Origin of the sequence: Enterococcus gilvus ATCC BAA-350 (genome assembly GCF_000407545.1) — a bacterium.
GTDB classification, from domain to species: Bacteria; Bacillota; Bacilli; order Lactobacillales; family Enterococcaceae; genus Enterococcus_A; species Enterococcus_A gilvus.
Genome location: NZ_ASWH01000003.1, coordinates 58,316 through 83,134 on the forward strand (window position 1 = coordinate 58,316; position 24,819 = coordinate 83,134).

The window sequence follows — 24,819 nt, forward strand, 5'->3', positions numbered from 1 at the left end:
CAAAACTAGCATCTTCTTTCTTCTGTTCAGGCGGAGTCGGAGCTATGCTTCGCTTGAACAGCGCTTTTTTTCTTTAACTTTCTTTACTTGATATATTGTTTCCAATTGTCCTTCAGCACTGTAGCGATAGGTTATCTGTAACTCGTATTCATGCTTCAATATGGATGTGAAGACAGCTTGTCCCATACTGAAGCTTCCGCATTTAGAGACAATAAAGCAGTCTCTATTTGTTATCCATGTATTAAAATTACCGTAGGAAAAGGCTTTTCCGCCTCTCCCATTAATAAATATACGTATCATAGATTTAAAATCTCTACTGTCCGTATTAATTTTTCTCAATTTTATTTCTCCTTCCACAACCTGAAAATCTCAAGAATATTTGAATAAATATCAGTGCAATGCAGGCAAGTAGTAAACAAACAAGTGACTCTTTAAAACAGACACCTAAACGATACGTGAGAACAGACACTAGAAGACTGACTAAAAACAATCCAAGAATTTTTTCACGATCTCTTTGTAACTCCTGCATAGCTACTCGACTGTTAAGCGCATTGATTTCTTTAATCCCTGCATTACTTATTTTTTGCTGCATATTTTTCACTCCTTGTTTTTGCTATACTTTTATTGCTTTATTTGAAAAGTTGTCTCAAATAGTCTAATAGTTCCTTTTGTTGCCTTTTCTGATCGTTTCTTTTCCGTTATTACTTCTTGCTGAATAATTCTAATTTCTTGCGACGTTTCAATCGTCAGCCACAAAGTGATTGTTACCAATACCATAGTGATAATCCAACAGATAAAAGATAATCGTTCTCCGTTTTTTAATGTTTGCCATTGGCCTAACAAATAGATCACTAGAAATAACAGATATGAAAGTACTACCCCAAAAAACACCCAATATAATCCCATCCTAATTTCTCCTTTTCCTTTCACGCATTGAGTATTAAATTCTTTCTTATCCGTTCTCCTACGCGTTTATAGTTCACGGAAATGACGGAACTTTTCTCAAGCTGGTTCAGCAGTATACATTCTCGCTTTCTAGTCCACTTTTTGGTTCTTCGTTTAATGGACAAGTAGTCTTCTAAGTACATTTCTTTTCGTTTTCCTGATCTCATAAAATCGACTAACTCTCTTATCTCGTTCAATAAAGTTCGCCTCACAAATTTTCTTTTGTTTACAAATTAAAAATTAGCTATACACTTTTACGGTAAGTGAGAACGTGCCGTTTTTGGTTGACGGTCAACCTGCCAAGTTCCGACTTTGAGACAAAGGAACAAGCATCAGAAATCCTTCTGTAAGCAGATAGTCACACTGATTTCGCGTGGTGACGGTTACCTGCGCTACTTTTTATCAAAAAGCGAAAATGACCACTTCCCAAGAGACGCTAACCTTCCCGGGTACTGTCTTTCATTTTGAGTACCAACGCTGCTAGACAGTCAGATGCATCCGTCGATATTCGGTACTCTTTGTCGATATAAAGTTTTCAAGGATCGTGCAAGCCGATTAACTTGCAAACAAGAAAAAATTTGTTAAAGTAATATCTTAGCTTTGAATTTCTTAATACAGTAAAGGTCAGCCTTCGGATGTTTTCTTTTAGCGAAAACCACACCTCCTGGTGTAACCGCGGTCCGTACCTTTGGATAGAGTCTCATGATTGATTGCTGCTCTCCAGTGCGATTATTTAAGAATTTTCCGTGATTCATGTTGACCCATATGGTCCCGTCAAATAATCGCACCGTTGTCGCCGTTTCTTGGAGTTTTTTAAACGAACAGATTTGTCGAACTTCCAATTTATTCACTTCCAATCCAATTTTTTTTAGTATCGATGCAACTATGACAGTGCGAGTTTTACGTTAAGATTAAGAGAATTTTTATTTGTTTTGCCATAGTTGCAAACGGTACAAACTGACTAAGGTCTTTGCGTCAGCAGGAAACCGACAACAAAAAAAAGGAGACCATGCCGATAGGCATAGTCTCCCCCCTAATACGTATCAAATACTGCAAGAGGTGATAAAACGGCTCGATTCCTTGCATTCGAAAGACCGAATGCTTGGGTACGAACCCCAATTTCCAATGTCTAGACACATCTAAAGAAAGTGTTTAAAGAACCCATGAAAATATGGTATTATTGTCTCGTTGCAGATAATCTGTGACGCACTAGGCAGGAGCGTAGCCCGTCGGTACTTCGACGGCACCTTTCTTTCAATGATCCACCTCTGGATTGCAGTCCTTTGGCGGGGAGAAAGATTGGGGCTCCTGTTTTCGCGTTTTGTCGGCTTCCTGCCGACGCAAAAACATGTATATTCAGTTTTATTATTTCGTTCATAAAACTCTTTAATTTATTTCTAATTTTTTGAGTTGTTCTCGCACATAGAGTAACATACTTTTTTTTATTAGCAAACACCTTTTTGGCATCGTGTAATTAATTACCAACTTGAGCACAGCCCTCCTCAAACACCTTAGAATCATTAGAAAACTCCACAAACAATATATTTAAAACTAAAATACGCCATTATCTTAACTGAAATGTTTGTACGCTGTCAACAGCTTAACCACGCGTTTTGTAAGCGCTACCCGTTATTTTATAATAATTCTAATTAGTTATTATTAGTTATTTTAACAAGAAACTTTTTTTAATTTTAAATTCCTTATTCTAACTTGAGATTAATGTACTTTTTATTAAAAAATTGCTACCAAAAAAATTTAAAATGTACGCTGATCTTTGAATTTAGGTGTCACTTGCTCTTCAAAGAAATTCCGCACATAAACAAAAATGAGATTTTGTAGGTTCTCTACTTTTTCAGTTCGTTGCTTTTGATATGCTTTTAATAAAGTCACATAGAGCAAAGCATCTGCTGTAGATCCATTTAACTCACCAATTTCCTCGTATACTATGTGGATACCTGTATTTTGTTTTGCTTTGTTTTTAGCATTATGAATTGTTTTTACAGTATCATTTGCTTCAGCAAATGAATTCGAGTAGCTTTTTATCAAAGTTAGAACCGTTTTAGGAATGAATGTCCCAATACTAGCGTCTTGCATCAATTCGACAAAGTTATCTAAGAGCAATTGATCTTGTAGGCGGTCTTTTTCAGTGTCTATATTGTGTCTATTAGTGTCTAGGTAATTATTATTAAATACTTGACTGATTTTCATACCCTCTGATTTATCAACGTTTTGTCTGGGTATGATTTTCATACCCTCTTGTACCCCAACAGATTCAGCGGTCACTTTACTTCCTGGGGTGGGTATGATTTTCATACCCTGCGATTCTACCTTGTTTTCACTGTTGTCTGCATCGAACTGCTCAAGCATATAAATGTCATTCTCAGTAATATTCAGTTCAGCTAAATACATTCTATTTGGATTTTGTTTGCCTAGTTTTTTATTAAAACCCATGTCTTTTTGAAGCAGCAACCCATACTTTTCTAGGTTCTTTTTTATATCGATTGCTTTTTGTTTCTGGCAGTTTAATACACTGCAAAGTTCTTTTGTAGTGTAGGTGAAATAGATGTTTCCTTCTTCATCAACCTGTCGCTTTGCGATCGCTGCTTGCAGTCTCGCCTTTAAAAGCATGTATGCTATTTTGGTGGAGTCTGACATTTTGCGATAGTCCTCTGAAACTAAAAAGACTTTAGGAAATTGATAGTATAATTCGTTGTAAACACGATCTGCTTTAAAATAATTAAACTCTGACATAATATTTACTCCCTTAGCAATTCTCTTATTTCTAAATAATTGCTGTTCTTAAAGTAATCTCACTCTGAAGATACACAAGTGTTTTCCTTTATTCAAGCGAAAAAACGGGTGAAATCAATAAGGTACTACTTTAAAAAGCAATAAATCACTACCGTAATAACAGATTACGTACTACCGCAATAAACCCAGTATTGTCATTATGTACTACCGTAATAATATTTAGGGTAGTACATAACACGAGTGTTTAACCAATTGTCCACTACCTTAATTAATCAAAATAAATAAATACCCACTACTTTAAATGATAATAATTAACTACCATAATACATTTATAAAAAACTACCTAAATTAACGTTTCATAGAAAAACACTTTTTACGAAATTGTTCCCGATGATTGCTATTCTAAAAGAGTTACTCATAAATAAAGAAAGCGCTATACATATAGATATAAATACAAACTACCATGAATATAGTTGATACAAAGAATTGTTAACTACCTTAAATACCTATTAAGGACTACCTTTATTCATTATTTTTCCAGGTTAGCTTTTCTTATTGACTACCATAATTTAACAAATATCTTAATTATATACTACCGTTATTATGATAAATAACTACCATAATACATAATCATTCGATATTATGTACTACCTTAAATGTACATAATGGTAGTATAGATTCCAACTTTTACGTAATAAAAAACTACCTTAATTTATTAAGGTAGTAGGTAAATATTTCAAAATTAGTTGTCAATTCCCCATCTTTTTCTCAAATCATTTATTGTGTCTTTTTCAATCTGATCTGCTGATTTAACGATATTTCCATCTTCATCGACTTGTTCGATTGTGGGATGCTTTTCTCGAAAAATTTCTAGATCTCTTATGACATCATTTAGTAAATCAATTTTATCTTCTTTTGTTAGGTTTTGTTTTACATAAAGATCGAGTGACTTTCTTAAAAGTTCATCCTTATTCAAATTTGTTTCGTATTTTTCTACCATAGAACGAGAAGTCGAATTTAGGATAGCTGATAACTTAATTGGCTGCGTAGAAGCATGTGATCGGTCAAAATTCTTAATTGGTGCTCCAACATTTCTCTTGGCTTTACGAGTCTTTTCTTTTGGAGTGGTAACTCTTATAGGGGCTTCGTTATTATTTTTGATAGTCGGCATATCTTGATTTTGAATATCTGAATCACTTTTATGACTGGCTTGCTTTATAGCGTCCATTCCGTTACTCGTTTTATTGAAAATGCTTAGGTCCTTAATATCGGCCATTGAAATTTCCCCCTTACTTATTGATACCAGGTTTTATGAATCTCAAGTTCATCGTAGATATCTTTGAAAATTTGGTGAGTTTTTCGATCCCAATGGTCGATTTTCCCTGTTTTTGTCTTTTCTAGCGTAATTCCTGAGCCATCGTATCTCTTTAGACGAGCATTTTTTAGGACTACTGTATTTATTAGATGTTCCTGGTAAATAGTCTGAGCTTGCGCGTACATTTCTTTATCTACTGCATCCTTCGTTTCTAGCATGAAAGGTATAACACCGACTACTTTCAAATTAGTATTGAATTCTTTAACAAAGTAATCCATATATTCCATGTATTGCAAGCCATTTCTCATAGATTTTACTTGTGTTTGAAGAATTACGATTACCCAGTCAGCCATGTACATAGCTGACTTAGTGTAAACTGAGATACTTGGTGGTACATCGAAGTAAATACGATCGTATTTATCAAATATAGGACTTAATCTTTCCTCGATATACTTGAACTGATCGTTTGAACTCGAATATTGCTCTTTCACCCAATCATCGAACATTTCAAAAGAAATATTGGCAGGTAAAACATCAAGATTGTTTATGATCGGGTAAATAGCATCTTCTACTGGAACCCCATGCATTAACACATCCGTAATCGTATTATCAAATGATAAAAGTTCTCCACCGCCATCTTCTTCACTATAGTTCATATGAGTTAAGTTAAGCACGTCCGAAGTATTTCCTTGCATATCTAAATCAACAACTAATGTTCTCAAGCCTCGTCCAAATGCTGATTCAAAACTTAACATTTGAACTGTAGTAGACTTACCAACTCCGCCTTTAAAGTTACCGACAACATATTTTTCAGCAGTTTTTTTGACCTTATTTGCCATGTAAAAACCTCCACTAATTTAGTTACGAACTACCTTTATAAAGATAATAACATACTACCATTAAACGCGCAACAAACTTTTATTATATACTACCATAATCATAAATGGAGACTAATAAACAAGTCTAATGTATTTACAAAGGTTCAAGACCGTAAATAGAGCAGTAATATTAAGGTAGTAGATAATCATTAAAGTAGTACCTAATTGATAGAGGTAGTAGGTAAAGATAAAAGAAGACGATTTGTCAGTGAGTCTTATAGATAAAGAAATAAGGTAGCGCTTATCTATAAGAATACCAGAAGAAAATTAAGGTAGTACTCAATAATTAAGGTAGTAGATAATAATTAAAGTAGTATTTAATTGATAGAGGTAGTAGGTAAAGATAAAAGAAGACGATTTGTCAGTGAATCTTATAGATAAAGAAATAAGGTAGCGCTTATCTATAAGAATATCAGAAGAAAATTAAGGTAGTACTCAATAATTAAGGTAGTAGATAATCATTAAAGTAGTATTTAATTAATAGAGGTAGTAGGTAAAGATATAAGAAAATGATTTGTCAGCGAAGCCTATAGATAAAGAAATAAGGTAGCGCTAATTTGTAAGGATAGCAAAAAAATAAGGTAGTACATAATAATAAAGGTAGTAGGTAATCGTTAAAGTAGTATTTAATTAATAGAGGTAGTAAACGATGATAAAAATTGTTTGGATCATTCTTATGATTTTAATATCGCAAATGCGATTAAATAACGGATGTTAGTAAACGAGACACAATTATTTGTATTTGATAGCTTAAGTCTTGCTCGAGATTATGATGTTCTTATCTTGTAGATAAGAACAATGTGTACACAGAACCCCTAAAGAAATCGGATTTTTTAGGGGTTCTTTTTTGGGTAATGTCGCCATAGTTGATTTACTTCTTGTCTCTCGTATTAGCCGAAATTCAAATAAGGCTGTAATAAGCCCAACAAGAAGGGGGGCAGATAAATGCATAGAACAATGCGTACACCTTCTTCCATTAGCAAGACTGTCAGATAGGGACTATTTATTTTAGCAATTCATCAGTCCTTTATCCATAAAAGTAAGAATACAGTCACTAGCTAGTCATAGAGGATTACTATTTTACTTTCAAGTTATTCAAGTATCTATATATGGTGGTACGAGATACATTCCAGCGCTCTGCGATAGTTTTAATAGGTGTTCCATTATCTACCAATGTCTTCAGTAACTCCAAATTCTGTTCAGTAAGTTTTTCAGGTCTACCAACGATTATACCCCACGCTCTTGCAGAGGCTCGACCAAACGCGGAACGTTCTAAAATTAGATTGCGTTCGAATTCTACAAATGTTGAAAACAAAGAAAATATGGAACAGAATTTTTGATTTATTAAATATTGCAAGTCAGCAAAGAGAAGTCATTTAAATATACTCAGCAGATTTAGCCCGTAGCTCTTTACTGTTTATAATTAAATATCCTCCATATTTTTTTAATAATATATTTTCTTGACATAGTTTTTTCAGAATGCGAAACATATGCCGATAACTAATACCAACTGCTTCTGCAACGTCACTTAAATTGTCTTTGAAAAAGGATTTATACGAAGCCTGCATAATATAAGAACATAATCTTTGCTCTCCACTATATAAAGCCGTAGAAACCCAATTGTTGCTACTTTCAATCAGTTTGTAAGCCAAACTTTCAGCAACTATATTCATAAAAAATAAGTTATTTTTGAGTATACTCATATTTTTTTTATATGGAATGACAATACAGGTCAAGTCAGATAAGGCAACTACAGTAGCTGAAGTTTTTTTTTCTTCGGTCATCATTTCTGAATCTCCCATAATTCCATCAGACATGTAGAAAGATAACAACATGTTTTTGCCATTTTTCGCCATAGAAAATACTTTAGCTTTTCCAGAAACAATAATGGTTATGCATTCAGAGGGATTTCCTTCAATGTATAGTTTTTCTCCAATCGAATACCTAATACGGCTACACCCATACAGGTTTTTACTATTCAAATTTAAACGATCCATTACTTCTATATCACTTTGATTCAATACATAGCTTTTCATATAAAACCCTCACAATAAATCAAAATTGGGACATATGTCCTACTCGTTCACTAATTATATTGCTAAACTATCAAAAAAAACAAATGATATTCCTAGAATATCAAATAATAAGAAAAAATTTTTTAGGAGGATTTATGAATATATTAGTAGTAGGCGGAGCAGGATATATAGGTTCCCACGTTGTGAAACAATTAGTTGAAGCTGAACATAAAGTTGTTGTACTAGACAATTTGCAAACAGGGCACGTCGAGGCTGTAAATAAAAAAGCAGCTTTTATCGAAGGGGATGTCCGAAATGAAGAACTGCTTAAAGAAATATTTTCAATAGTTCAGTATGATATTGTTTTTCATTTTGCTGCATATTCATCTGTAGCTGAGTCTGTAAGTAATCCTTTGATTTATTTTGAAAATAATGTCTCCGGTCTAATCACACTGTTGAAAGTAATGAATGAATTTAAGATAAAAAAAATTATTTTTTCATCTACTGCAGCCGTGTACGGTAATTGTTCGGATGTATTGATAACTGAGGATACTGAAACAATCCCTAAAAGTCCATATGGGGAAAGTAAGTTGATGATGGAAAAAATAATAGAGCATTGTCGTTTAGCATACGATATCAATTATGTTGTTCTACGCTATTTTAATGTTGCTGGCGCTGACTTATCTGGAGAAATCGGTGAAGATCATCGTCCAGAAACGCATCTTCTCCCGTTAGTCCTAAATATAGCATTGGATAAAGATCCATCTATCACACTTTTTGGAAATGATTACGATACAAAAGATGGATCAACGATTCGAGATTACATCCATGTTGTCGATTTAGCTTCAGCACATCTTTTATCCATGAATTATCTAATAAAAGAGAATAAAAGTAATATTTTCAACGTTGGAACTTCATCGGGCTTTTCTACTTTGGAAATAGTAAAACATGTTGAACTATTTACGAATACTAAAATATCAATTGTTTTTGGAGAAAGAAGAAACGGTGATCCTCATTCTTTGGTTGCTTCAAGTAAAAAGATAAGCCATTTGTTAGGATGGACTCCTCAATTTAGTGATCTTGATACGATAATCAGCAGCGCTTGGTCATGGCATCAAAAGAATCCTAACGGATATAAAAAATAAGCAGTTCTTAAAGAAAAATTTATCTTAATTCAATTCCATTTCATTGAATTAAGATAGCTGGCATAAGCGCCCTAATCCGGAAAATACGCATCAGATCAGTAATCCAATAAAGAGAATATCTCACTAATAAAAATTAGTATTAAGCAAATCTTACAGAAAATCTGATTGGAGAAAATAAAAAAAATGACAGTATCTTCTAATTAAGAAGTTTACTGTCTATTCAATCATTTTACCTGATTAGTAAGAAGATAAATAAGCTTCAATTTCTTGTTGCGTAAGCCTTTCTATTTCATTTTTAGAAATACTCGATATTTTTTCCTCGTTTTGTTGATGATTTCATATATTCCGCAGAATTCTTATTGAAGCTGAATTGCAAGTCTTCAATAGAGCCTTGCAATTTCTAAGCTTTTTAAGGGAAAATAAATTCGACGTAAGTATCTTTTATCGTCCTTTTTGGAAATAGCTACATCTACCACAAGTTCCGCATATACACTGCTGATGGTTTTCTAAACACACTTTTTTCTTAGTAAAGCTGTTGATCGATTATCAGCTACATATCATTTGGTACAAGCTCTCATAATTAAACCTCCTTTTCATTATTAGAAAGTCAAAAAATGTAGATATCAACTTTTTCCTAAAAAGAAATAGTTAATACCTACATTCTAAGCTGGCTGGTAAAAAAAAGGGGGGCGGCTTCCTGCTATAAAAATTCCTTTTTTTAAGATATTATTCGTAGACTTTATCTTTATTTTCCAACTTATTAAGGTAACGATAAATTGTTGTACGAGAAACATTCCAACGTTCAGCAATCGTTTTAATCGGTGTGCCACTATCTACTAACGTCTTCAGCAACTCCAAATCCTGTTTAGTAAGTTTTTCAGGGCGACCGCCAAATCTACCGCGCGCCCTAGCTGCAGCTCTACCCGCCGCAGAACGTTCTAAAATCAAATTACGCTCAAATTCTGCAAACGCAGCAAACAAATGAAACATCAACTGGCCAGTAGAACTTGATTTGTCCATTGTGATATTTTCTTGCAGGCTATGAAAACCGACTCCTCGTTCATTTAATCTATTTACGATAGAAATTAAATCTTCCATATTTCTTCCCAAGCGATCTAATCTCCAAACAACTAAAATATCTCCAGCTCGAACAAAATCAATTGCAGTTTCTAAACCTGGGCGATTACTTTTTGCTCCACTCATATGATCGGTGAAAATTTTATCGCAACCAAATTTTTTAAGACTATCTTCCTGTAAATCCAAATTTTGCAAGCCTGTAGAAACCCGGGCGTATCCTATTTTCAAAAAAATCACTCCATTCTCAAAATTATTGTAACATAACTTTATGTAATGGGTATTATTTGAACATAGATTTTGATACGGGTTTATGAACATAAATTAACTATTTTTTATTTGATAAAAGACAAAAAAAGAAAGTGTACAGAAAGGGACTAAATACAAAAAATTAATTAGTTTATAACAGGTACTATTGTGGATTAGAATATCTTTTTTATTTTAGTTTACAATACTTTTACTATTACCAGTTTCTAAAATTTCTAAACAAGCATTTAATCCACCGTAAACCAAGTTCTTTACAGCAACATCTGTATAAAAAGCAATATGAGGTGTGTATTGTATATCATCACGCTTTATTATTTCGTTCAATAAAGGATCCTCTAAGTGTTTTTTTGACCAATCATACGTAACATAAGGCATCTCATTTTCATAAGTATCCATAGCGCAGAATTTAAGTTGCCCACTATCTAGAGCTCTCATCATTGACTTTGTATCTACAATTGCTCCGCGAGCTGCATTGATTAATATCGTTCCGGGAGTCATCTTTTTGAAAGTATTGTCATTAAACATATGGTAATTATCTTGAGTAAGCGGAGTATGAATTGTTAAAATATTGGATTTTTTAACAAATTTATCAAAGTCATTTTCATAGGTAAGAATTTTTTTTGCAGATTCATTTTGAAATAAATCATAACCTATAACTTTAGCCCCGAACCCTTTGAATATTTTTGCAACAACTTGCCCAATTCTGCCTGTTCCCAAGATACCAATTGTTAGTGATTGGATTTCATTTGACATAATAGGTGCAGACCATCGGAAGTCATGCTTGCTTACATTACTTTCTATATCATTAAGATGTCGCACTGCATTAAGTGCACTTGCCACTACAAATTCTGCAACGGAATTAGGAGAATACGCTGGGACATTAGTAATCTTAATTCCTTGTTTTCGTGCTTCTTCTAAATTGTACATATCGAATCCTGCCGACCGCTGGGCGATTTGTTTAAATCCATCATTTTTTAAATCAGTGTACATTTTTGTAGGGAGTCCCATAGTTTGTTGAAGACTTAGTCCATCAAACCCCTTTATCATTGAGTATGTTTTATCATTTAAAAATTTACTGGTAATCTTTAATGTAACGTTATTTTCTTTCGCCCATTTAATTGCAAACTCTTTCTCATCTTCTCTAGCCCCCATCATCAATATTTTTACCACCTATATTCAGCTCCCTTTATATGTTTACTTAAGTATAGGTTTCGATCTATTTTTTTTCTAATTGATAGATTTTATATGCTTATAAAATCTATCAATTACTAAATTTATAATCAGTAATAATTTCTAAGCATGAGGCTGCAATAGGACTCAAAGGCTTGTTTCTTTTATAAATTACAACAATATTGAACGGCTTAAGACTATTTTTTATTGGAATCCAAACTAATTTGTCTTCTTTAGCAATTGTCTTCTTTAACTGGACAGGAAGAATAGCAATAGAGTTGTATTTAATAATATGTTCAACAAGGACATCATGATTATTACTTTCTAATCTTATTTCAGGCTGAAATCCATTTTCACGTGCTTTCTCTTTTAGCATATGCCATAGAACATAATCTTTATTCATTGAGCAAAATATTTCACTTTTTAACTCCTTGATGTCTATTGTTTTGGAATGTGCCAGTCTATGGTTCGCTCTCATTAGAAGATATGCATCGTAATGAAACGAACTAAAAATATTTTGTTCAATTTCTAACCCTGGTTCAACAACTGGAAGGGAAACGATGCCGAGTTCTATTTCTTCATTCACTACTTTTTCTTGTATTTTGATAGATCCAGCCTCTTCTATACTGATTGAAAAACTTGGATAGACATTTTTAAATTCTTGTATCAGAGGCATTATTGAAGGAAAAATGATTGCATTTGAACCAATAACAAGTTCTTTACTACTAGTATTATTTGATCCTTCAATTGAGTTAATTAGAGAATCAAATGAATGGATGATTTCCAATCCTCCTTTGTACAACTCAATACCTGAAGTTGTAGGAAATACTTTATTTCCAACTTGGTAGAGTAATTTTGTTCCTAATTCACTCTGAAGTTTTCCCATATTCCACGATAAGGTGGGCTGTGTAATGAACAAGTTTTTTGCTGCGTTCGAGTAGTTTTGTGAATTGACTATCTCAATAAAGTAACGCAATTGACGAAGTTCCATACTATTCATTCCCTTATAGATTTTTTCTATCAAGATATAAATTGAATCAATTTCAAATTTTATATGTATACAACTATACTTAGGTCGAAAGGGGAACATCACGACTTATAACTATCTTCGAAGTATAGCAAATATTTTCTGCTATATGAAGTGAATAAATTTTTGTAAAAACTAATTTATAAATTTTTACTCCATCATGTGATATTTTGATCAAAATATCGTAACTTTTTGAAGATATAATAAGTTCCAAAAATTTTTCTTAGTTATTATTGAATAAACTCGAAGAACATGAAAGGAAGTTTAAAAATGGAACATTTGAGACCAAAAGAATTCACTATGAATATTTTAAATGGTATCTCTTTAGGGATTGTTGTTGCTCTAATACCTGGAGCTTTGCTAAGTGAACTTTCAAAGGCATTGAATTGGTCCTTTGGTTTAACTGCTACAGGTATCGCTCAAACGCTAATGCCTATTATAGTTGGAGTCGCGATAGCAATAAATTTTAAATTTACGCCAATTCAAATTGGATCACTTGGAATGGCATGTGTAATTGGTTCCGGAGTTGCAACAATTAATCCAGGAGGAGGATTCATATTTCATGGAACAGGAGATGTTATCAATACTGGATTAACTGCCGCTATCTCAGCTTATTTAATTTTATTATTAGGAAAAAAACTACAAGCGTTTACGATTTTGGTTATACCTACTATTGTGGCAATTGTTGGAGGAGGTATAGGTACACTTTTGTTGCCTTATGTTAAGTACATTACAACATTATTGGGACAATTTATAAATACTTTAACTGTACTTCAGCCAATTCCGATGACTATAGCGATTTCAGTCATGTTCTCAATGATGATTGTATCACCTATTGCCACTGTCGGTATTGCGACAGCAATATCTTTATCTGGTATTGCATCAGGAGCTGCAAATCTAGGTATTTGTGCTGCTGGGTTTGGTTTGTGCGTAGCAGGATGGCGATCTAATTCAGTTCCAACTTCATTGGCGCATTTCATTGGATCTCCTAAAATGCAGATGGCTAATGTACTAAAAAAGCCTAAAATTATGTTACCAATCATTTGTAATGCGGCAATAACAGGGCTATTTGCCTATATTTTTGACTTGAAAGGGACACCATTTAGTGCGGGGTTTGGATTTAGTGGATTTATAGGTCCTATTAACGCTTTAGCACTGTCAGCAGATGGGTGGACAACGCTAAACATTATAAAGGTAGTAATTTCATTTTTGATAGTTCCTCTGATGTTAAGTTTTTTATTCACTCACTTATTTAATCAAATACTTGCAATTTCTAAATCTGAGGACTACAAGATAAATTATAACTAAAAGATACTTATTAAAAGTTTTAACTATAAACTATAACTACCTACAGTAATTTCTAAGGATACACTGTAGTTTTTAGTTATCGTTTTACTTTAGAATAGATTGAAAAGTCAAAGAGTGTAGTTCTCTTTGACTTTATTTCTAATAGAACTGAGGTGATTATGATTATTGTTCTAAAGGAAAATATAAGGCGATTTCATTTCTAATATAAATCATACATATTCTTCAATATTACTTTTTTGTTCGTTTAAAGAAAGAGGATTCGATGTTGGAGAGGGGCGTCCCCCTATAAACTGAGGATAGAACGATTAATTTGGGGGATGGACATGAAGAAGAAGACAAAGATCATTATTGCTGGCGTCACTGGTTTGGTTATAGCAGGGGGTGCTTTTTTTGCATTCGGTGGTAAAAAGGATGCAGCTTCGTATCAGGTGTATACAGTAAAAACAGCAGATCCTTTGCAGTTGAAGGGGAAAGTGGAACCGTTGAAGCGTCAGCTTTATTTTTTAGATGCGAATAAAGGAACGATCAAAAATGTTCCTGTAAGCAATGGGCAAGAAGTGGCGGTGGGCACGCCTTTGATCGAGTATCAAAATGATACGGCTCAAAATGAAACGATCACGCAGCAGCATGCGGTGAATAAGAGTTCTCTTGATGCGTCTCAGGCTGAAGCGACTGTTGCTGCTGGGGAAAGACAAGTGCAAACGCTATCGAATCAAATTGGTGAGACGCAGCAGAAGCTGGCTCGTGCGAAAGATGAGGAAGAAAAGGCTGCTTTGAATGAACAATTAAAGCAGCAGCAAGGGGAATTGCAGACGGCCAATGACCAGTTGAGTCAGTCTCGTTTTGCGGTGCAGGGGGCTTATGAGGAAGTCCAATCTGCTAAAGATGTGCTTGCTGGGCAGCAAAAGCAAGCGTCAGCGACGGTGAGTGCTGAAATTGCGGGCGTGGCGTCTGTGGATGAAAAGGGAAAGGGCTCTCCAGAGGTTCCAGTAGTCGCAGTTTCCAGCAAAGAAAAGCAAGTCAAAGGTACCGTCACGGAATACGATCTAGACAAATTGGTGCCGGGGCAAACCGTTCAGGTCACGACGGTGGGCAATGACAAAAAAGTGGAGGGAACGATTAAATCGATTGCTGCGAGTGCTATACCGACGAGCGGGGACAACAGCAATGTTGCCTCTTATGCATTTACTGTGGAGGGGAATTTCCCTTGGACGGATGATTTATCGACATTGATCACGTTGCAGCAAAAACAGCTTCTATTACCGTCGTCTGCACTTAAGAAAACAGGAAATGAACAATATGTCTATAAGTATGAGGATGGAAAAGCGAAGAAAACGGTCGTTCAAACGTTGGCTGTCAACGGGCGCACGATCATTCAAAAAGGATTGAAGGACAAGGATCAAATCATTGAAAATCCAGATGACGCATTGAAGGACGGATCAGAAGTTCAGGTGAGTGCCAATGATTAGCTTGGCACATATCTATAAGTATTATGAAACAGGGGAAACAAGAGTGCCTGTTTTAGACGACATTAATTTTTCAATCGAAGCTGGAGAATTTGTGGCTATTATGGGGCCTTCTGGTTCAGGAAAATCCACGTTGATCAATTTGCTTGGGTTCATCGATCGACAGTTTGAAGGGGAGTATTTGTTTAATGGACGGGAGATCACGCATTTCAAAGACAATGAATTGTCTGAGATACGGAATCGTTCTGTTGGCTTCGTTTTTCAAAATTTTAGTTTGATCGAGAATTTAACGGTTGCGGAAAATGTTGAATTGCCTCTTTTGTACAGCGGTGCGAAACACAATGAGACGCAGAAGAAAGTGAAGCATGCGTTGGCTAGGGTCGGATTAGCAGACAAGTTAGATCAATTGCCGAAGCAGTTATCCGGTGGGCAGCAGCAGCGAGTGGCGATCGCTCGGGCATTGATCAATCGTCCCAACTTTATTATTGCGGATGAACCTACGGGGGCGTTAGACACCCATACAACAGAGGACATCATGCAATTGTTCAAGCAGTTGAATGAGGAAGGGGTGACGATCATCTTGGTGACGCATGATCCAGAGACGGTCGTCTACTGTGACCGCTTATTGAAAATCCGAGATGGAAAGATGATCGAGGAGGTGCTGCAATCATGAGAAAATACATTCTCTGGCGTACTGCCTTTCGTTCGATCTTCAAGAACAAACGCCGCAGTTTTTTAACGATGGTGGGTATTATTATAGGAATTGCCGCCGTGATTACGATCGTGGCTTTAGGAAATGGGTTTAAACGAAATATTTTATCTGAGACGACGGGCGCGGACGAAACTGGACAAACGAAGTACGTCAACATCAAGTACAACGACTTTGACAATCTAATTAGTGAGGATAATGGAATCTCGCAGACCGATAAAAATATGATCGCCAACCTTCCAGAAGTGAAGAATGTTTCTTATTATAAGGTAATGAAAAATGAAAGAAACCCTACAATTGATTTTTATGATAAAAATACAAAATTAACCATGAGGATTCATTCTGCCAAAGAAACCGCCGTGTCTCTTTTAAATGGTCGCCAATTGAATGCCGCGGACAGCGATGGGCTAAATAAGGTAGTCGTTCTTGATGAGGCGGTCGCAAAGCAAGTATTCGGGTCGAAGGAGGCCGCTTTAAATAACGGATTCGAGTTAAAGGGGCAGGTCTTTACCGTTGTGGGTGTTTCTGCGAATACTTCTGGAGAGATCGGTCCGCAAAATTATGAACCGCTTGCTTATTTTCCGAAAAAAACCTATACGCATTATTTAGGAAAAAAAGAGGACCATTCCGTATTGGCCCTTAAATTTGATACAGGGGTCAATCAGGATACAGCGATGACGAAAGTCTTAAAACAGTTGAACATGAACGGAGAAAGTCGTGCACAGGGGGAGTATCAAGCCTATGATCCGACTTCTGAAATCAAGCAGTTGGGATCTATGCTGGATAAAATGACTCTTTTCATCAGTACAGTCGCAGCGATCTCGCTATTTATCGCCGGCGTGGGCGTCATGAATATGATGTACATCTCTGTTTCTGAGCGGACCAAGGAAATCGGTATTCGACGTGCACTTGGTGCGAATGCGAAGTCGATCAAGCGCCAATTTCTATTTGAAGGGATCGTTCTGACAGTGAGCGGCGGTGTGATTGGGTATATTCTTGGTATTTTGATTGCTTTCGCAGCGTCCTTCGCCTTGCCGTTTTCTGTGCGGCCAGACATGATGACCGTGCTGATCTCGATTGGGACCTCCGTGGTGATCGGCGTATGCTTCAGCTACTTGCCCGCTTCAGCAGCCGCGAAAAAGGAATTGATCGATATATTGAAATAGCAGAAAATCCAGATTGGGTCGCGGGTAACCGTTGTTCAAAGTGTTACCCCAAAAACAGATGGGATCTCATTATCTGCTTTTTTTAATAGGAGAGAATAAGTAGCATATATGAAATAATTTCAAAGCTTTGTTGTGTCTATTGCATTGGCTACACTTTATTGAACGGCTCAAAATTTATGAACTATAATTCCCATAATAATGCTTATTGAAACTATCGGTAATATCTATATAGAATCCCTTATACTTCTAGTTAAAAAATTGGCTAATATTATGTGGAAAGATAGTAATCAAAAATTACAAAGGGGAATGAGACAAATGAAAAAAAAATCAATTTCACTAGTTACAACAATAATTCTATTATCCACTATACCATGCAATGTTTTGGCAGCTTCAGAAATAGCAACAGCAGGTCCAAAGGTTAAACTTGCTAACCCAAAAAATAAATTATCTAGTTTTCAAAATTTCAACAATGCTCAGGAACTTATTGACTATATTAACAATGATGTAACATTTGACTTACAATATAGTTCCATAAGGGTTGTTGGTGTTCTATCATTATCTGATATCAGCAATATAGTTGATGCGTTAGGTAATTGGCAAGGAAGAGCTATATCTTCTGGAATTAATTTAAATAGCTATCCATATGACATTTCGTTAGGTGATATATCGGATTATTCAACCGAAGCTTTACAGAAAATAAATGATAAACTCGGAACAATGGCCTCTGCTATTGGGGACTATTCTCAGATTTTAATACAGCTTAATTTTTCTAATGATGCAACAAAAGAAAATAATGACACTAATGGTCGATATCTTCCTGGAGAGTCTATTAAATTAGTAAAAGGTCAAACAAACTACACACTTGATTTAAATAAATATGGAGTTACAGGAACAAGAAATGATTGGCGGAAATTGTATTTAGGCACGAATGATAATATTAATAATATTCAGAAAAATAATTATGATATTTCTTACGATTCTGATAAAGATCATCTTAAACTGGATGATGTAAACAGTGTTAATTTTTCAGACTTAGATTCTAACATGAAAACTCTCAATTTATATTATATTGCAGAAAGTCCTAAATCTTTTCTTAGAAGTACAGCATTGTGGACACACTTGCTTATAACCCCACAGGGGGGGGATACAAGCGGGATTTTGGGTTCTCAAGATGAAATAATTGCAGCTATGTTTTCTATCCCTATAGAATGGGTAGATCCTGTTCTAACTTCAAAGGTTGTAGTAAAATATGTAGATGAAAATGGGAAATCCATTTCTGAGGATGACATTCAGAATGGGAATGTAGGAGATAACTATACTACAAAGTCAAAAATAATTTCTGGCTACACACTGGATGAAACAAAATTGCCTACTAATGCAAATGGAAAGTTCTTAGATAAAGAGCAGACTGTTACTTATATTTATAAGAAAAATACACCTCCTGTGATTACTTCTACTATTACTACAAAATATGTAGATGAAAATGGGAAATCCATTTCTAAGGATGACATTCAGAATGGGAATGTAGGAGATAACTATACTACAAAGTCAAAAGTAATTTCTGGCTACACACTGGATGAAACAAAATTGCCTGCTAATGCAAATGGAAAGTTCTTAGATAAGGAGCAGACTGTTACTTATATTTATAAGAAAAATACACCTCCTGTGATTACTTCTACTATTACTACAAAATATGTAGATGAAAATGGGAAATCCATTTCTGAGGATGACATTCAGAATGGGAATGTAGGAGATAACTATACTACAAAGTCAAAAATAATTTCTGGCTACACACTGGATGAAACAAAATTACCTACTAATGCAAATGGAAAGTTCTTAGATAAAGAGCAGACTGTTACTTATATTTATGGGAAGAATAGTTCTCCAAACTCTAATTCAACATCAAAAAAAAAGGTTCCTAGAAATCCAATCGAAAAGAATTCAATACAGAGTGATCCAAGTAATAAATCTTTTCCTAAAACTGGAGAAAACACGATTAACTCGTTTTATGAAATGATTATTGGAGCAGTGTTAATTATCTTTGTAGCATTTATCTCAGTCTTTAAAACGAAAAGAAATAAATAGGATAGACTTGAGTTAATATATTGGAAAAATTTAATTAACAAATCTGGTTTTAAGATATTTGCTTTCAAAATCTCTGCTTGTTTATCCTTTTGAGGTTTATATTTTCTAATAGTAGTAGAATGTAAATTTAGTTCTGAAGTTCGTTCCTTAAGTTAGATTTTTAGTCTAAATTAGGGAACGAACTTCATTACCTATACAGCCAATAAAGATCATAAGTTGTTTAAAGGAAGTATTCTAGTGTAAAGTTGTTCTGTTAATTAATATATAGTTAGAACAGATATAACCATTAGCACCTGAATTTTAGTATAGTTTAAAAATCCGAAAAAAAAGAATGATCTCTTTTTGGCTTTTCGATGTACAAAGAGATTGAAAGTTCAGTTGGAATTCATAAGTAATTTAGATGAGAAATGATAATGTTGTTGCTACTATCTTTAAAACTTTACAAAAAAATCTTAAAAAAAAAACTCCCTGGTAAGGATACGGAGTAGAAAAAAAGATAGTGGAATACTCTATGCTTAATAGTGTATCACAATTGAAACGAGAGTGTAATGTTAACTGTGTAAGTAACCACTAATCCTAGGTAGGAGGTTGCTTCACAGTTTTTCTTTTTTTAAATAAGAGAAAGAGGTGATTACACAATGGCCAGAAAGAAAAGAAATCCTGATTCTGTGAAGCTATCCGAATCTATTTTGAATGCTTTATTAGCCAGAATCTGTAGACGACATGCAAGAAGCTTTAAAAGATGTGTTTTGTCCCTTATTTGAAAAAATGTTGCAGGGAGAATTGAACAATCACTTAGGGTATGACGCTCACCCGAAAGAACCTAAGGAACATGATAATCGACACAATGGATATGGCAATAAGACACTTAAAACGAGCTTTGGTGAAGTAGATATTGACGTATCCAGAGATCGTGACGCTTCCTTCGATCCTGAATTGATCCCTAAGAGAAAACGAGATGTCTCCGACATTGAAATCAAAGTTCTTTCCATGTATGCCCGAGGAATGAGCTAACGCGATATAGCCGAAACGATCGAAGATATCTATAGTTTTGATATCTCTCATGAAGGGATTTCTGATATCACGGATGCTGTACTTCCTAAATTGGAAGAATGGCAAGCTCGTCCATTGGCTAAATGTTATGCTTTCTTGTTCGTTGATTGCATGTACGTCACTTTACGAGGAAACTACGAAGCGAAAGAATATGCAGTATACACAATTCTTGGGTACCTTCTCAAAGGAAATAAAAAGATTTTAGGGCTGTGGCTGAATCAAACGGAATCCAAAAACCGCTTGATGCAAGTTTTCGATGAATTGAAATTACGTGGTGTAGAAGACGTCTTTTTTATTTCGATAGATGGTGTTTCTGGGCTCGATAAAGGTGCGAAAGCGATCTTCCCATCAGTCATCGTTCAGCGCTGTATTGTTCATCTTGTTCGAAATGCCCTGCGATACATTCTTAGTAAAGATTATAAGGAGGTCTGCAGAGATATGAAAAAGTTTTATGGTGCTTCTTCTCTAAACGCCGCACATGCTGCCTTTGATAGTTTTCAAAATCGGTGGTCTCACTATTCTGGTGCTGTAGATGTTTGGAAACGAAACTTTGCTCATGTTGAACAATTATTTGATTATGGTAGTGCTATTCGAAAAATTATGTGTACTACGAATTCCGTTGAGAGCGTCCACTCTAGCTTTAGAAAGTCCACCAAAAAAGGCGCATTCTCATTAGAGAATGTACGCCTTAAACTGCTCTATTTACGTACTAAAGAATTACAAATGAAATGGACAGGTGGTCGTATCCAAAACTGGGCTATGGTACTCAATCAGCTAATGATCAATGAGGCCTTCTCCTCAAGAATTGAAAAGTACGCTATTTACCTTCCGTAATAATGCTAGGTTTATTCAACTGTTTCTCCGATTAGAATTTATCTGATATAACAAATAGCTAAAGAATTTTGGTTGTTAAAACTTTTAAATGCTTAACTTCCACAGTTTAGTTTACAAACCCATTGAAACAAAAAAAAAGCACTCGATCTCTCGAGTACTCCTTTAGAAAATAAAGATTTTCTTGGATTACCTTATTATACAATGTAACGCTTCCATGTGCAATAGAAAGACAGTAGCGTGGGCTAGAGGTCTTTTCCATTTATTTATGTTGGTCAACTAATTGTTGGGACTTGTTCGCTGTGTCTTTCACATCTTGGTTAGCTTTGTTTAATTTATCAATATACGCTTTTAAATCAGAATTTTCTTTAGTTGCATTTGCTAACTGCTGTTTAGTAGAATCTAGCTCTGCCTGCAAAGAATTCTTTTCATTGTTTAATGTGTTGATTTGGTTATTCAGTGAATTAATGGTATTACGCAGATCATTCGATTGATTTAACGCTTCTTGCAGTTTAGAATTCCATTCTTGATTTTTCTGATTGATCTCTTGATTTTTCTGATCAATTTCTTTCAATTTATCCGCAATTTCTTGCTGTTTAGATTGTAACTCTCCATTTTTACTATTTAATTGAGATTCTAAACCAGTTTTTTCTCCCGCTAGTTGATTTTTTTCATTTTTCAAATTCTCTAACTGTTGCTTATGACCTTCTAACTGTTGCTTATAACCGTCTATATCTTTTTGAAACTGGTTTAATTGGTCCTGCGCACTAGCTGATTTATTGGATAATTGCACAATCTCTTGCTCTTTACTTGATAGGGAATTGTTTAACTTGTCTAAATTACTATTGATGGTAGAAATGTTTTCTTCCCCACCCCAATTTAAAACACTGTCTGCATAGTTTTTACCAGCTAGACCAATAAAAGCTAGTACAATGATAAGTGTTGCGACTACATATTTTTTCATTTTCATTATTCAGTTTTCTCCTTACATATACAAAAGCGACTTAGCAACTTTTACATAATAAAGTTTAATCAATCATTTTTCAATAACGTTGTCTATTTATAATGATATTTTAATATTTGATCAATAAACACAGAAGATATATTTTTCATATATATTGATTTGAGTATACCAATAGATGTTTTTTAATTTATTCGTTAAGTTAGAAGACAAAGGGGAGCATTAAAAAAGTATCGTTATACTTTAAACATGTTACAATACAGAAATAGAACGCCAGATCTTCCCCACAGTCTACTTACTCTAGTATCTGTATCTGACGTTCTTTTCTATGGGCGATTAATTCCCATTGCTTCAAATTTACAAATAAATTTCTTTCTTTGCAAATGATACACTCACGAAAAGTAAAGATATCCTAAAAAAGCAATCAGTCTAGATGAGAGACTGGTTGCCGTTGAAATGGAAACTTAGTAATGAAAGAAATGAGCAGATAAAAAGGCTTTAAAAAAAATTTAATGAGTTACATTCATTTTATCAAAAATTTTATAATATAGTTTACATAAGATAGATTAAGCAAAGTTAATTGGGTAGGGCGAATGTAAGGATTAAGTGCAACATATGGTTGTTTTAGTATAACGATCGTTCGTGATTTGATCTATTATATTATGTTTCAATTTCCATAATCTCTTGAATCGTTTCACCAAACATATCTTTAAATGCGTCTCTTATATCTTAGGTATTTTTAATATCATAGCCTTGAATCATTTCTTTGATTTGATCTTTAGGGAGCATACTCATGATCTGTTCCTCCTAGATTGATTTATTTCATTTTACCATTGGAACTTACATAAAATATTTTATACTCTCACCGCTAATGATTTTCTCCATCATATCAAGATGTGATTTCTATATATATATAATATTGTTCGTTTCATTTTTTGTACCTTTGTATTCTAAAGATAATTGACAGATATTTTTACCTTGGTTGTATAAATCTAAAATGATTTGTTCAAATTTTTTCGTATAGCGTTTAAACATAGGTTAACACCTTCCTTTGGTATTAGTTTCCCCTCTCTCAAAAGGTGTATCAACTTCTTCTCCAACAACCAAACAACTTGTTCGTAATTAAGGAGTAATGCTTTCTGTACTAAAAAAAACCATAAAAAGATCCTTAAGTAGGATCTTTTTATGGTTTGAATAGGTTATGTCTTTATTTTTTTACTTATCAAATTTTCTTTTTTTATAGAAAATATAGATAAGTACTACAATTACTAATCCTAAAATTATTAACAAAACTGAAGATGTTTCACCCGTACGAGGTAGATTTTTATTTTGAGATACATTAGAAGTTGAATTTTTAATCATATTACTTGTAGAACTAGTTTTATCATTATTTTTATTGGAAGATGGACCATTTAGTTTACTTTTTGCTGCTGTCCATTTGGCATAGTATGTTGTATCATGCGAAGGCATTTTAAGTTTGTCTGGCATTTTAACATCGAAGTCTTTACTAGTATACCAGCCATCAAATGAATATCCTTTTCGTGTTGCCCCTTCAATATCTTTCAACCCAACTACTGTATCGGTTGGTTGACTTATTGTTTTTTGATTCGTTTTACCACCATTTGCATCAAAATAGATATTATTTTGATTTGCATTCCATATAGCGTATAAGGTTACGATATCTCCGGATTTAGTAGTTAAATTTTTAACCTTTTGCATGTTTCCATACAATGAGTTTCCAGACTCTTGAGGGGTTTCACTCCATCCCTTAAACGTATAACCCGAACGAGCATAGGCATTCTTTGTCAATCCTTGTTCTTTGTCGTAGATAAGGGCTTGGTTACTCATCGTGCCTGTCGCTTCTGTTGCATTCTTATCAAACGCTACTTCATAACCATTCGCTTTCCATTGCGCGTACAAGGTGACAGTATCTCCTGATTTTGTAGTCAAGTTTTTAACGCTTTGTTTATTGTTATAGGTCGTTCCTGTACCATCTGCTTTGGTGTTCCAACCACTAAAGGTGTACCCAGGACGAGTATAGTCATTGGCTGTCAATCCTTGTTCTTTGTCGTAGACAAAGGTTTGGTTACTCATCGTGCCTATTGCTTCTGTTGCATTCTTATCAAACGCTACTTTATAACCATTCGCTTTCCATTGCGCGTACAAGGTGACGGTGTCTCCGGATTTTGTAGTCAAGTTTTTAACGCTTTGTTTATTGTTATAGGTCGTTCCTGTACCATCTGCTTTGGTGTTCCAACCACTAAAGGTGTACCCCGGACGAGCATAGGCATTGGCTGTCAATCCTTGTTCTTTGTCGTAGACAAAGGCTTGGTTACTCATCGTGCCTGTTGCTTCTGTTGCATTCTTATCAAACGCTACTTCATAATCATTCGCTTTCCATTGTGCATAATACGTAGTATTTCCATTTGGCACAACTAACGAATTCGGCATTTTATCTGTTCCTGTTTCAGAAGTGAACCAACCGGTAAAGGCATAGCCTTTACGTGTCGCATCTTTAATTCCTTTAGATAAGTCATACGTTGAGCCCGTCGCCAGATTGGTAATGGTTGTTTGATCTGTTGCTGCAGAGGTATCCCCACCTGCATTTAAATCAAACAGAATATTGTTACTTTCATTCCCTAACCACTGTGCA

The 24,819-nt window shown here is 34.6% G+C and carries 19 protein-coding genes and 2 pseudogenes; 7 read left to right on the plus strand and 14 right to left on the minus strand.

What is annotated here, in order from left to right:
• Positions 1-42: 42 nt before the first annotated feature.
• From I592_RS19855 to I592_RS19890, 9 genes and pseudogenes are all read right to left on the minus strand, one after another.
• A complete protein-coding gene (locus I592_RS19855; protein WP_010782313.1) occupies positions 43-339 on the minus strand; it encodes a hypothetical protein in 297 nt (98 codons plus the stop codon).
• Positions 326-592, minus strand: coding sequence for a hypothetical protein (locus tag I592_RS19860; protein ID WP_010782312.1), 267 nt, complete (start codon positions 590-592; stop codon positions 326-328). The genes I592_RS19855 and I592_RS19860 overlap by 14 nt, the downstream gene beginning before the upstream one ends.
• 29 nt (positions 593-621) lie before the next feature.
• On the minus strand, positions 622-906 hold the full coding sequence (locus I592_RS19865; RefSeq protein WP_010782311.1) for a hypothetical protein: 285 nt from the start codon (positions 904-906) through the stop codon (positions 622-624).
• 620 nt (positions 907-1,526) lie between these two features.
• Positions 1,527-1,796 (minus strand): hypothetical protein, encoded by a 270-nt coding sequence (locus I592_RS19870; RefSeq protein WP_044927012.1) that lies wholly within the window; start codon positions 1,794-1,796, stop codon positions 1,527-1,529.
• A 904-nt stretch (positions 1,797-2,700) separates the two neighbouring features.
• The gene (locus tag I592_RS19875) at positions 2,701-3,696 is read right to left on the minus strand and encodes a replication initiator protein A (protein WP_010782310.1); all 996 of its coding nucleotides are present in this window, start codon (positions 3,694-3,696) and stop codon (positions 2,701-2,703) included.
• Positions 3,697-4,438: 742 nt separating this feature from the next.
• Complete coding sequence (locus tag I592_RS19880) at positions 4,439-4,972, minus strand: hypothetical protein (protein ID WP_010782309.1); 534 nt, start codon at positions 4,970-4,972, stop codon at positions 4,439-4,441.
• Between the two features lie 17 nt (positions 4,973-4,989).
• Positions 4,990-5,850: a ParA family protein gene (locus I592_RS19885; protein WP_010782308.1), complete on the minus strand. Its 861-nt coding sequence runs from the start codon at positions 5,848-5,850 to the stop codon at positions 4,990-4,992.
• A 1,114-nt stretch (positions 5,851-6,964) separates the two neighbouring features.
• A pseudogene (locus I592_RS21195) lies at positions 6,965-7,213 on the minus strand (helix-turn-helix domain-containing protein); the annotation flags it as partial.
• A 52-nt stretch (positions 7,214-7,265) separates the two neighbouring features.
• Entirely contained in the window at positions 7,266-7,925 is a 660-nt protein-coding gene (locus I592_RS19890; protein WP_010782401.1) for a Crp/Fnr family transcriptional regulator, read from the minus strand.
• Between the two features lie 134 nt (positions 7,926-8,059).
• Here I592_RS19890 and galE point away from each other — a divergent pair, with 134 nt between their 5' ends.
• Entirely contained in the window at positions 8,060-9,049 is a 990-nt protein-coding gene (gene galE / locus I592_RS19895) for a UDP-glucose 4-epimerase GalE (protein ID WP_010782400.1), read from the plus strand.
• Between the two features lie 726 nt (positions 9,050-9,775).
• On the opposite strand, the gene I592_RS19900 is transcribed toward galE, so the two are convergent.
• The 3 genes from I592_RS19900 to I592_RS19910 form a co-directional block, all read right to left on the minus strand.
• On the minus strand, positions 9,776-10,363 hold the full coding sequence (locus tag I592_RS19900) for a recombinase family protein (RefSeq protein ID WP_071875878.1): 588 nt from the start codon (positions 10,361-10,363) through the stop codon (positions 9,776-9,778).
• 201 nt (positions 10,364-10,564) lie between these two features.
• Positions 10,565-11,560 carry a D-2-hydroxyacid dehydrogenase gene (locus tag I592_RS19905; protein ID WP_044926997.1) on the minus strand — a complete coding sequence of 332 codons (996 nt, stop codon included), beginning with the start codon at positions 11,558-11,560 and terminating at the stop codon, positions 10,565-10,567.
• A 91-nt stretch (positions 11,561-11,651) separates the two neighbouring features.
• Complete coding sequence (locus I592_RS19910) at positions 11,652-12,551, minus strand: LysR family transcriptional regulator (protein WP_010782397.1); 900 nt, start codon at positions 12,549-12,551, stop codon at positions 11,652-11,654.
• A gap of 306 nt (positions 12,552-12,857) precedes the next feature.
• On the opposite strand from I592_RS19910, the gene I592_RS19915 reads away from it, so the two are divergent.
• From I592_RS19915 to I592_RS19945, 6 genes and pseudogenes are all read left to right on the plus strand, one after another.
• Positions 12,858-13,895 (plus strand): PTS sugar transporter subunit IIC, encoded by a 1,038-nt coding sequence (locus tag I592_RS19915; RefSeq protein WP_010782396.1) that lies wholly within the window; start codon positions 12,858-12,860, stop codon positions 13,893-13,895.
• 323 nt (positions 13,896-14,218) lie between these two features.
• The gene (locus tag I592_RS19920; RefSeq protein ID WP_010779393.1) at positions 14,219-15,364 is read left to right on the plus strand and encodes an efflux RND transporter periplasmic adaptor subunit; all 1,146 of its coding nucleotides are present in this window, start codon (positions 14,219-14,221) and stop codon (positions 15,362-15,364) included.
• Positions 15,357-16,034 (plus strand): ABC transporter ATP-binding protein, encoded by a 678-nt coding sequence (locus I592_RS19925; RefSeq protein ID WP_016250208.1) that lies wholly within the window; start codon positions 15,357-15,359, stop codon positions 16,032-16,034. The genes I592_RS19920 and I592_RS19925 overlap by 8 nt, the downstream gene beginning before the upstream one ends.
• The gene (locus tag I592_RS19930) at positions 16,031-17,236 is read left to right on the plus strand and encodes an ABC transporter permease (RefSeq protein WP_016250209.1); all 1,206 of its coding nucleotides are present in this window, start codon (positions 16,031-16,033) and stop codon (positions 17,234-17,236) included. The genes I592_RS19925 and I592_RS19930 overlap by 4 nt, the downstream gene beginning before the upstream one ends.
• A gap of 258 nt (positions 17,237-17,494) precedes the next feature.
• Positions 17,495-19,321 carry a MucBP domain-containing protein gene (locus I592_RS20860; RefSeq protein ID WP_167540798.1) on the plus strand — a complete coding sequence of 609 codons (1,827 nt, stop codon included), beginning with the start codon at positions 17,495-17,497 and terminating at the stop codon, positions 19,319-19,321.
• Between the two features lie 638 nt (positions 19,322-19,959).
• Positions 19,960-21,208: pseudogene (locus I592_RS19945) on the plus strand (IS256 family transposase).
• Between the two features lie 259 nt (positions 21,209-21,467).
• Here the strand turns inward: I592_RS19945 and I592_RS19950 are convergent.
• Together I592_RS19950 and I592_RS19955 are read right to left on the minus strand one after the other, a co-directional pair.
• Positions 21,468-22,175, minus strand: a complete 708-nt coding sequence (locus I592_RS19950) for a hypothetical protein (protein ID WP_010782289.1) — start codon at positions 22,173-22,175, stop codon at positions 21,468-21,470.
• A 1,206-nt stretch (positions 22,176-23,381) separates the two neighbouring features.
• Positions 23,382-24,819 (minus strand): InlB B-repeat-containing protein (locus tag I592_RS19955; RefSeq protein ID WP_016250211.1); only part of this gene is annotated, 1,438 nt, incomplete at its 5' end.